The following is a 9,870-nucleotide window of genomic DNA, read 5'->3' as shown; positions in this document are numbered from 1 at the left end:
TTTTCTGCGGCCAAGTTGTAAACCTGGGGTAGCTGTAGCCCTTGCAAGGGCAGGCCATCGGCGGTGCTGGCGTTGCGCTGCCGCAGCTTGTCGGAAGGGGCGGGAGCGATGAACTCGCTCAGCAAAACATCGAAGTATTGGTTGATGATGGCAACCGCTTCGGCATCTTTGCGGAAGTAGCCAGCCGCTGCCCGCTTCATCTCTTGAATGGCGACAATGGTGGCCTCGGCGGAGCAGGCGTTTTCGATGATCTCCCGCAGGCCGCGGGTGTTGACGGCGATGATGCTGGGATCCCCGGCCACCAGGGCGTAGGTAACGTAGCGCAAAAACCAGCTCAGATCCCGCAGCGATTTGCGCATGTTGGCAGCTCCGTAGCGGGAGATGTTGATGGGGCGGAAATTGGGGGGAATCTCCACACCGCTGGCGCTAAAGATGTTGCGGATGGCCTCAATGAATCCGCCGGTGGATTCCACGTAGAAGGCAGTACCCAGCTTGAAGGCTTCTTTCTCGTCTTGGGTCGCTTCTGGCCGCTCCAGATAGGCCATGGGCGAGCCCCCTGTGAAGATGCGGTTGGCTGCCCGGCTGACGATGATTTCCGAATTGGCCGCAATGACCTCGGCAATCTCTAGCCGTTTCAGGCCGCTGGAGAAAAAGTCCTCGAGGCGATCCAGCTCGGTGCGTCCCAGATAGCGATCCTGCTGTTCCGCCTGGGAGATGGTCGATACAGGCACGGTTTGGTAGAGACGGGGGTTGGAAACGACTGTGCCAGCGGATACGTTGATACCCATCGATCTTTATAAACTCCGTTTTGATCGAAAAAACTGCCGACAAAGGCCGAGGACAGTGCCATCGAAGGGGGTGAAGAGGCTGACCCACGACTGGAGGAGCATCCCTCTCTGAGCTGAGAAGGATCGATGCCCGATCCCTGAGGGGGAAGCCAAGCCTAGAATACTAGGGGCACGGGCCCAGAGTGGGGAGGTTGTTGCAGTTTGTAACACTGTTTCTCATCCACAAAGACATGGCTCTCAACCCAGCTCTACCCTCCCATCTGTTGTCTTCCGCTTTTCTCCTTGAGGATTGGGAGCAGGGACATTACGAACGCGTTACCCAGGTTTTACAGCAACAGCTCGAGCAGGGATCCCCCTCTCCAGAGCTGTATTGGGAGCTGGGAGCCGCCTATCTCCTGCTGGGTCGGGAACTGGAGGCGCAGCTGGTGTGGCAAGAGGGCTTGGCGATGCTGCAAGCGGGGGGGGTGGCCGAATCCGAGGCCGTCTACCACCTGCTGAGGAGCTTGCAGGCTTTGGCGGAAAGCCTGTGGGAGAAGGGCCATTGGCCGCAGGCAGCAGCTCTGTATCGGCAGCTTCTGGAGTTGGGGGATGGACAGCTGGAGCTGTCTTCTGGCCAGGCTTTGGCTGCTCACCGCATTGGCCTGACCCAAGAGCGGAGCCGGCTGTGGGCTGCGGCAGCGGAGTGGTTTGAGCGGGCTTGCCAGCAGGATCCGACGGCGGCAGAGAGTTTTTGGCGCTGGGGCTTGGCCCTGATGAAGCTGGGCCGTTTGCGAGAGGCGATTTCCCCTCTGCAGGAGGCTGCGCGGCTGCGCCCTGAGTGGGGGGATCCCTGGGTACAGATGGGCCTGGCGTGGCTGGATCTGCGGGATCCAGTTCAGGCTGTGCGGTGTTTCCAGGCGGCTGAGGCGCGGGGCACCGGGACAGCGCAGCTCTACAGCTACTGGGCGGAAGCGGAAGTGCGGTTGGCTCACCCTGAGGCCGCTTGGGAGAAGGTTTGCCGAGCGGTGGCAGCGGAACGGAATTGGGTGCAGGCGTGGTGCGAGGGCAGCGGCGGAGAAAGCCCTCTGCGATCTGGACTGGAGCAGGCATGCAGGGGAGAGGGATCTGCGAGGATCCCCGATTTCCTGTATTCGGCTTGGCGGCAGCGTTGGGCTCCAGAAGGCGTTGCCCCTCCAGCAGACTCCTTTTCCCAGAGCACTCCCCCTACAACTGACTTCTGGCCAGTGCCAACCCAAGGCTACCTCACCACCCGACAGTGGCATCAGGCCACGGGCGAAGGGGACTACCAACTGCTGGATCCAGGGGGGGTTCTCTGTCTAAAAGCGCCCCCTGCCGCTGATCCCGACATTTTGCAAAAGTTGCGCCCGCAGCGCATCCCCTTGGCAGAGACCTTTGTCGCCCAGATCCCCCGAGGATCCGTCCACGTGGGCCACTATCCCCGCCACCTCTACGCCAGCTTTGCCAGCGGGGTGCTCACCCGCCGGGGAGAATTGCTCGCCGATCTATCCCTGAGCTTGCCGCCGCCGGAGTTCCTCGACTGGGACTACAGGCCAGATCACCTGCGACACCACCCCCTGCTGGGCTTGCCCCATCTCCCCCCACAGATCCCACTGGATGGCCCCGTTGCCCTTTTGCCCTTGGGGGCAGTTAATTACTTTCACTGGATGGTGGATATTCTGCCGGCCCTCGATATCCTGCAGCGGTCGGGCGCCCTGGAAAAGGACATCCCCATCTTGATCCACGGGTATCAAAGAAAGCCCTTTCAGGTGCAGAGCTTGGCTGCTTTGGGGATCCCAGCCGAGCGCATCCTCAGCTTTGAGCAGTTGGGGGGATCCCATCTGCAAGCCCAAAACCTGATCGTGCCCTCGGCAGGCGCTCCGGTGGGGTGTTTGACGCCCAGGGGATTGGAGGTGCTGCGGCAACTGGCCCAGCCGAGTTTCTCCATCGACCCCCTGCAGCCGCGGCGGATTTACATCAGCCGTCGGTCTGCCCGCTGGCGGCGGGTGATCAACGAAGCGGAGGTGCTGGCCTGCTTGCGCCCCTGGGGATTTGTACCGGTGCAGATGGAAACCCTTTCTCTTCAAGAGCAAATAGCCCTAATGCAGGGGGCAGAGGCGGTGATCGGGATCCACGGGGCGGGCCTGACCAACCTCGCCTTTTGTCCACCCGGCACCACCGTCATCGAGATCTTGCCCAGCAATGCAGTGCTTCCCTATTTTTGGAGTATTGCTCAGGTGGCAGGGTTAAGGTATTTCCCCTTGGTGGCGCCTGTTTGCGATCCGGCTTTGGTGGCTCTTCTTTCCAGCCCCGATTTGGATCGAGAAGATGCCTGGGTTCGGATCCCGGACTTGCTGAATGTGCTGGAACAGACAGGGATCAGGGGATAATGGGATCGGAGGGACTCGAACCCTCACGTTCTTGAGGAACAACGGATTTTAAGTCCGTAGCGTCTACCATTCCGCCACGATCCCAATCTGTCGGCAATAGCCGTACTACTCTACCAAACTGCTTGCCTTGGGGGGGCAAGTCTTTAAGTTGGTTCACCCAGCCCTGCAGTGGAGGGTATGAAGTAGGGGATTGCTGCCCCTGCTGATGGGATCCCTGCTGTGCCCGCTGGCTTGAAGCTCCTACAACTTCTCTTTCAAAAAAACGTTGGCCACCCAGATCCCCACCACCGCCAAGGCGGCCATCCCATAAAAGGTATAGCTATAGCTGCCCAGCCTATCGCGAATTTGCCCCGCGATCATCGTTCCCACCAAGGCCCCAACTCCATAGGCGGTAAACACAATGCCGTAGTTCTGGGCGTAGCGTTCGGGATCAAATAAGCGCAGGGTCAGGGCGGGAGCCATGGCCAGCCACCCCCCCAGGCAAAACCAAAGCAAGGAAAAAGTTACCCAGTAGGCCAGAAGGGATCCCTGAGGAGGCAGGAGCATTAGCCCACAGGCCAGCAGGATCAGCCCGTAGGATCCCGTAGTGACCTGATGGGGATGTAATCGATCGGCCAACCAGCCAAACAGAGGACGGCTGAGCCCGTTGAAAATGGCGAAGAGAGCCACGCTGTTGGCAGCCGCAGGGGGATCCAGGCCGATCAGCTCTTCCCCCACGGGGCCGGAAATCCCAATGGCGCTTAAACCAACCAGGGTGCCGATGGCGTAGCAGATCCACAGGCCATAGAAGGAGGGGTTCCTCAGCAGAGGGAGAGAGCGCCGAGAAGTCAACGGAGAGCGATCTGGGCCATTCGTGGATTTTCTTGGAAAAGGTGAGGAAGGGATCCAATCGGGGGGAGGAAATCTCAGTTGGGTTGCGATCCCCAGGATCACTGCCGCGAAGAGGATCCCCAAAATCAGCAGCGTAGGCCGAGCCCCCAGTGCCTCGATCAAGCAGTTGGCCAGGGGAGCAGTGAGCAGGGGAGATAGGCCAAAGCCGATAATGGTGGATCCCACGGCCAATCCCTTGCGATCCGGGAACCAACGGGCTGCCACGGCCATTGGCACTCCATAGGCTATTCCCACACCGCTGCCGGCAATGACTCCATAGCAGAGGGCAATCCACCCAATGGAGGGGGCGAAGCTGGCCAGCCCATAGCCCAAACCCACCAAGCTGCCCCCCAGAGCCAGTACTCGGCGGGATCCCCAGCGGGGGATGACAAACCCTGTGATGGGCATGAGGGTAGCGTAGAACACGAGGGCAACCGTGTAGGGCAGCAGGCTCTCACTGGCCCCAATCCCCAGCTCTGTTTCCAGGGGCTTGCGGAAAATGCTCCAGGAATAGACGGTTCCCAAGCAAAGAAGAACCAGGAGCCCCAGGAGGATGAAAAGCCATCTCCCCATATGGGCCGGTTGTCCATACAAAGTAACGGGGAATCCAACCCTTTTCATGGGTATCTAGAGCTTGTTGGAGCTGAGTTCAACCCATTCTCTCAGCCCTTTCGGGGATAGGCCAACAGAATTTTTAGCCAACCGTTGGCTAGAGGCGTTTGGCCTCTACCGTCTTGGGCAGAGACAAAGGCTCCGGCAGCTCCGGGATGGACAATTCCCAACCGTTGCTCAAGGTGAAAATGGTTTCCCCGGCCTCTGAACGGGTGGCCACAACCGACTCTTCCAGATCTTTTTTGGGAACGTAGACCATCAAATGCCCGTAGGCACTTTCGTGCAGGATGACTTTCATAGCCCTTTCTCCACAAGTTCCAGCTCTTGGGCACGGCACCCCACCACCAAGCCTTTGGCCAAGCAGTGGACGGCATAGACGTAAAACCGTTGTAGAAAGGTGCCAATGGAAATCACGTAACCTTCGTCGCCCGGAACGGCCAAGATTTTCCCCACCGGCTGGCCGAAGAAGGTGCCATCGTTGCGGATGACCTTACGGATGCGGACTTTGTCGCCCAGCTCAAATTGGGGAGGGCGATCCAGCTCCAGTTCGTCGCTCATGGGGTACCTCCTGTGATTTCTGCCAGCACCTGACAAAGCTCTTGGCGGGTTAGGCTGCGGCCTACTTGGCGCGCCCGTCGAGACACGGCTGCCAAAATGGCCTGAGATTTGGAAGTTTCCTTTCCGGACAAGCGGTTAGACAACATCGGGATGGCTCTCCTCTGGGATGGGTTCTGGAGTGTGTTGCGCCCATTGCGTCAGCGTTGCGCGGCAATAACGGGCCAGTTCCGCGGGCGGGATCGGATGTTTGCAGTGGGTGACGTGCTGCCGCACCTGTTCCAGGAGCTTTTCCAGTTGGCCAGGTGGGATCTGCTCGACAGGGATCCCCTGTTCCTTGAGGATCTGGAGCAGCAAATGCCGGCCGGAGTGTTTGCCCAACACCAGCCGCCGCTGGCCGCCCACGGCTTCTGGTGGAAAAGGCTCATAGGTCTGGGGATCCCGCAGCACTCCCGCCGCATGAATGCCCGACTCGTGGGCAAAGGCGTTGTCACCGACGATGGCCTTCCAGGGAGGTAGGGGAGCACCGCTGGCCCGCGCCACCTGTTGAGACAGCTCCCGCAGACGGCAGGTATCCACCCCAACATCGATCCCCAAGGTGTAGCGCAAAGCCATCACCACCTCTTCCAAGGGGGCATTGCCGGCCCGTTCCCCCAAGCCGTTGACGGTGGTGTTCACCGACTGAGCGCCGGCGCGGATCCCGGCCAAGGCATTGGCAGTGGCCATGCCCAGGTCGTCGTGGGTGTGCATCTCCACAGGGATATCGATGGCCTGCACCAGACGGCGAATCTGCTTGTAGGTGCTAAAGGGATCCAAAATGCCCACCGTATCGCAGTAGCGGAAGCGCCGACAGCCCCAGCTCTGGGCCATTTGGGCCAACTCGATCACCTGCTCCAGGGGGGTGCGGCTGGCATCTTCTGCCCCCACCGAGACCCACAGCCCTTGCTCCAAGGCCATCTCCACGCATTGGCGCAACTGTCGCAGCAGCCGAGGGCGATCCCCTTGGAACTTGGCAGCGATTTGCCGATCCGAGACCGGCACGGAGATGTGGATCCGCTTGAGGCCGCAACGAATAGAGGCGAGGATATCGCTGGGCACAGCCCGGTTCCACCCCAGCAGCTGAGCCCGCAGCCCCAGGCTGAGCATGGCGCGAATGGCTTCCGTTTCCACGGCGCCCATGGCCGGGATCCCCACCTCAATTTCGGGTACGCCAATGGCATCCAAGAGGGCGGCAATGGAGATTTTCTCGGGGATTTGGAAGGCTACCCCTGCCGCTTGCTCCCCATCGCGCAGGGTGGTGTCGTTGATGGTGATAGAGGAATTCATGGGATCCATCCTCCAAGACCTACGGCCCGCCTAGGCAATCGGTAACCGTCGATGGTGCTCCGCACCGCTGGCGCGACCCCGGTTGCGTCAGGGCAATCATGTCCAGGGTAGAAAGCTCAACCGAAGTTCTGGCAGAATTCATCAGATTCCTGTAAGGCTTGGCTGTTCCTCTTAGCGGGGTGGAGTCTTTGGAGCAGGGGATCCTTGACAAGATCTATCTAGCCTCTGGGATCCCCCTACTCCGGAAGCTAACGAATTAAGTCGAAGGAAAAATCGGTTTTGCCGGGGATGATGCTGCGCCGATCTGCCTCATCCAGAATGGTGTTGACAATCCAGTTAAGGAGGTTGAGCGCCCCCACATAGCCATAGGTGGGATAGCGATGCAGATGGTGGCGGTCGAAGATGGGGTAGCCGATGCGCACCAAAGGCGTGCCCGTATCCCGCCACAGGTATTTGCCGTAGGAATTGCCGATCAGCAGATCCACCGGCTCGGTGAACATCAGAGAGCGCAGATGCCAGAGATCCTTGCCCCCCCAGACGGTTGCCCCCTGTCCATAGGGACTGGAGGCCAGCAGTGCCCGCGCCTCGGCTTCGAACTCCTCGTTGCTGTTGGTCACCACCACATGGATCGGCTCCGCTCCCAGCTCCAGCAACAGGCTGAGCAAGCCCATCACCAGATCCGGATCCCCATACAGGGCTACCCGCTTGCCGTGGATCCACGCTTGGGAGTCCGTGAAAGCATCCACCGCCCGGCCCCGTTCGATCTCCAGCTCGGCGGGAATGGGCTTGCCCGTTAACTGGGATAGCTGCATCAAAAACTCATCCGTGCCCCGAATACCCACTGGCCGCGCCGTCAGGGTGGGCCGACCCGAGGCCTCTGCTAGAAACTCCAGGGTCTTGGGCGTGGTGTAGCGCTGGAAGGAAAAAGTAGCCTCGGCGTTGAGGCATTGGGCAGCCGCCTCCAAAGGGGTTCCTCCGGGATACATGTGGAAAGTGCCGTCGTTGGGCGAATCCAAATAGTCGGAGTTGTCCGCCAGCAGGGTCAGCGGGATCCCGAATAAGCCGAAGATGCGCTTGATCTCCCGCAAGTTGCCCATGTAGGTATCGAAGCCAGGGATGACGTTGATGTAGCCATTGCTACCCGTGCGGCCCACCGGCTCGGTGAGGGTGCTGAGAATGGCCTTGAGCATGTTGTCATAGCCGGTGATGTGGGATCCCACAAAGCTTGGCGTGTGGGCATAGGGCACCGGGAAGTCGCGGGAAATCACTCCCTCATTTCTGGCCGTGGTGATGAAGGCCCCCAGGTCATCCCCGATCACCTCCGCCATGCAGGTAGTGCACACGGCGATCATCTTGGGCTTGTAGAGGGCGTAGGCATTTTCCAGTCCCTCGATTAGGTTTTTGAGGCCGCCAAACACCGCCGCATCTTCCGTCATCGAGGTGGAGACCGCCGAAAAGGGCTCCTTAAAGTGGCGGGTGAGATGGGTGCGAAAATAGGCCACACACCCCTGGGATCCATGGACGAAGGGCAAAGTTCCCTCGAAGCCGACAGCGGCGAAGATGGCCCCTAAGGGCTGGCAAGCCTTGGCAGGGTTTATCGTCAAAGCTTCCCGCTGAAAGTTTTTCTCCCGGTATTCCCAAGATTTTGTCCATTCGGCCACCCGGGCCACTTCTTCCGGGGAAGGGAGATCTTCAAAGGTTTGCTTGCACTGCAGAAGCGCCTGATATTCCGGATCTTGAAACAGGCGGGCGTGATCTTTGATGTCTTGGATATCTTGCGGCATGGTCGGTCTCCTAATGAGGGGCAGGGGAAGGAAGGGCCGTTCGCGTTTGGGATCCCGGCGGCAAGCTAAGACTTCCAGGGGGCTTTGACCAGATCCCAGGTGGGGCTATTCAAAGCCAAATCCATATCGCGAGCGAACACGGCAAAGCCGTCGTAGCCGTGGTAGGGGCCGGAGTAGTCCCAAGAGTGCATCTGGCGGAAGGGCAAAGCCATCTTTTGAAAGACGTACTTCTCCTTGATGCCGGAGGCGATGAGATCTGGCTTCAACCTCTTGGCAAATTCTTCAAACTCGTAGCCGGACACGTCATCGTAGATGAGGGTGCCGTCGTCGATGTACTGGGTGGTGCGCTTGTAGTCGTCGCCGTGGCCGAATTCGTAGCCGGTGGCAATCACCTCCATGCCCAGCTCCCGGAAGGCCGGGATGACGTGGCGGGGCCGCAGTCCGCCCACCATCAGCATCACCCGCTTGCCCTCCAGGCGGGGACGGTACTTGGCAATGATGGCCTCGCTCTGGGGCTTGTACTTGGCGATCACCTGCTCCGCCTTGGCCTGGATGGTCTCGTCAAACCGCTGGGCGATGGCCCGCAGGGATTTGGCAATTTGGGTGGGGCCAAAGAAGTTGAACTCCAGCCAGGGGATCCCGTAGGCTTCCTCCATGTGGCGGCAGATGTAGTTCATGGAGCGGTAGCAGTGGATGAGATTCAGCTTCACCCGAGGGGCAAGCAGCATCTCGTTCCAGGTGCCATCGCCGGAAAACTGGGTCACTACCCGCAGGCCCATCTCCTCCAGCAAAATCCGGGAAGACCAAGCGTCGCCGCCGATGTTGTAGTCCCCAATCAGGGCCACATCATAAGGGCCGGGCTCAAAGTTGAGGGATCCCTCCTTGGCTTTCTTGTCGGCAATGGGCAGAACCCAGTCCCGCACTGTATCGTTGGCGATGTGGTGGCCCAGGGACTGGGAGACCCCCCGAAAGCCTTCGCAGCGCACCGGTACCACCGGCTTGCCAATTTCTTTGGAAACTCTCTTGGCCACCGCCTCGATGTCATCCCCAATTAGGCCAACGGGGCATTCGGACTGGATGGTAATGCCTTTGGCCAAGGGGAAGAGTTCGCTGGCTTCCACCAAGAGTTTGGCCAGTTTTTTGTCCCCCCCGAACACCACATCTCGCTCCTGAAAATCGGAGGTGAACTGCATGGTAACGAAGGTATCTACCCCGGTTGTGCCGACGTAGTAATTGCGCCTTCCCGACCAGGAGTAGTAGCCGCAGCCCACGGGGCCATGGCTGAGGTGGATCATGTCTTTGACCGGCCCCCACACCACTCCTTTGGAACCGGCGTAAGCACAGCCGCGGGTGGTCATGACGCCGGGGATGGATTTAATGTTAGATTTTACTCCGCAATCTGCTTTGCCCTCGTCATAGACGTTGAGGTGCTTAGCTCTCTTTTTCTGAGCTTTTTCGGGGTAGGTTTCCAGAACCTCCGTTACGATTTTCCGGGTTTCCTCTTTGAGGGTACTTTTCAGAGTAGTCATGAGAACCTCAGCTATTGGG

The 9,870-nt window shown here is 59.5% G+C and carries 7 protein-coding genes, 1 tRNA gene and 1 pseudogene; 1 reads left to right on the top strand and 8 read right to left on the bottom strand.

The window, feature by feature from the left end:
- A pseudogene (locus ACVW0R_RS10915) lies at nt 1-788 on the bottom strand (phycobilisome rod-core linker polypeptide); the annotation flags it as partial.
- A gap of 194 nt (nt 789-982) precedes the next feature.
- Between ACVW0R_RS10915 and ACVW0R_RS10910 the strand changes: the two are divergent.
- Entirely contained in the window at nt 983-3,175 is a 2,193-nt protein-coding gene (locus ACVW0R_RS10910) for a glycosyltransferase 61 family protein (RefSeq protein ID WP_457502052.1), read from the top strand.
- Here ACVW0R_RS10910 and ACVW0R_RS10905 read toward each other — a convergent pair.
- From ACVW0R_RS10905 to nifD, 7 genes are all read right to left on the bottom strand, one after another.
- Nucleotides 3,176-3,259, bottom strand: a tRNA-Leu gene (locus ACVW0R_RS10905).
- Between the two features lie 156 nt (nt 3,260-3,415).
- Nucleotides 3,416-4,618 (bottom strand): L-lactate MFS transporter, encoded by a 1,203-nt coding sequence (locus tag ACVW0R_RS10900; protein ID WP_457502051.1) that lies wholly within the window; start codon nt 4,616-4,618, stop codon nt 3,416-3,418.
- 136 nt (nt 4,619-4,754) lie between these two features.
- Nucleotides 4,755-4,955 carry a putative nitrogen fixation protein NifT gene (gene nifT, locus ACVW0R_RS10895; RefSeq protein WP_011430645.1) on the bottom strand — a complete coding sequence of 67 codons (201 nt, stop codon included), beginning with the start codon at nt 4,953-4,955 and terminating at the stop codon, nt 4,755-4,757.
- Complete coding sequence (locus ACVW0R_RS10890) at nt 4,952-5,215, bottom strand: nitrogen fixation protein NifZ (protein ID WP_011430646.1); 264 nt, start codon at nt 5,213-5,215, stop codon at nt 4,952-4,954. The genes nifT and ACVW0R_RS10890 overlap by 4 nt, the downstream gene beginning before the upstream one ends.
- A gap of 135 nt (nt 5,216-5,350) precedes the next feature.
- Nucleotides 5,351-6,538 (bottom strand): homocitrate synthase, encoded by a 1,188-nt coding sequence (gene nifV, locus ACVW0R_RS10885; protein ID WP_457502050.1) that lies wholly within the window; start codon nt 6,536-6,538, stop codon nt 5,351-5,353.
- A 248-nt stretch (nt 6,539-6,786) separates the two neighbouring features.
- Complete coding sequence (gene nifK / locus ACVW0R_RS10880) at nt 6,787-8,322, bottom strand: nitrogenase molybdenum-iron protein subunit beta (protein ID WP_011430649.1); 1,536 nt, start codon at nt 8,320-8,322, stop codon at nt 6,787-6,789.
- Nucleotides 8,323-8,387: 65 nt separating this feature from the next.
- A complete protein-coding gene (gene nifD / locus ACVW0R_RS10875) occupies nt 8,388-9,851 on the bottom strand; it encodes a nitrogenase molybdenum-iron protein alpha chain (RefSeq protein ID WP_457403730.1) in 1,464 nt (487 codons plus the stop codon).
- Nucleotides 9,852-9,870: the final 19 nt, after the last annotated feature.

It is taken from the genome of Thermostichus sp. MS-CIW-15, assembly GCF_054060575.1.
Note: the sequence above shows the minus strand (reverse complement) of the source record. Positions and strands in the feature narration are given on the sequence as shown.

Excerpts from the sequence above, each read along its gene's own strand:
- ACVW0R_RS10900 (WP_457502051.1), bottom strand. The coding sequence starts at position 4,618 with ATGGGGAGATGGCTTTTCATCCTCCTGGGGCTCCTGGTTCTTCTTTGC.
- nifT (WP_011430645.1), bottom strand. The coding sequence starts at position 4,955 with ATGAAAGTCATCCTGCACGAAAGTGCCTACGGGCATTTGATGGTCTAC.
- ACVW0R_RS10890 (WP_011430646.1), bottom strand. The coding sequence starts at position 5,215 with ATGAGCGACGAACTGGAGCTGGATCGCCCTCCCCAATTTGAGCTGGGC.
- nifV (WP_457502050.1), bottom strand. The coding sequence starts at position 6,538 with ATGAATTCCTCTATCACCATCAACGACACCACCCTGCGCGATGGGGAG.
- nifK (WP_011430649.1), bottom strand. The coding sequence starts at position 8,322 with ATGCCGCAAGATATCCAAGACATCAAAGATCACGCCCGCCTGTTTCAA.
- nifD (WP_457403730.1), bottom strand. The coding sequence starts at position 9,851 with ATGACTACTCTGAAAAGTACCCTCAAAGAGGAAACCCGGAAAATCGTA.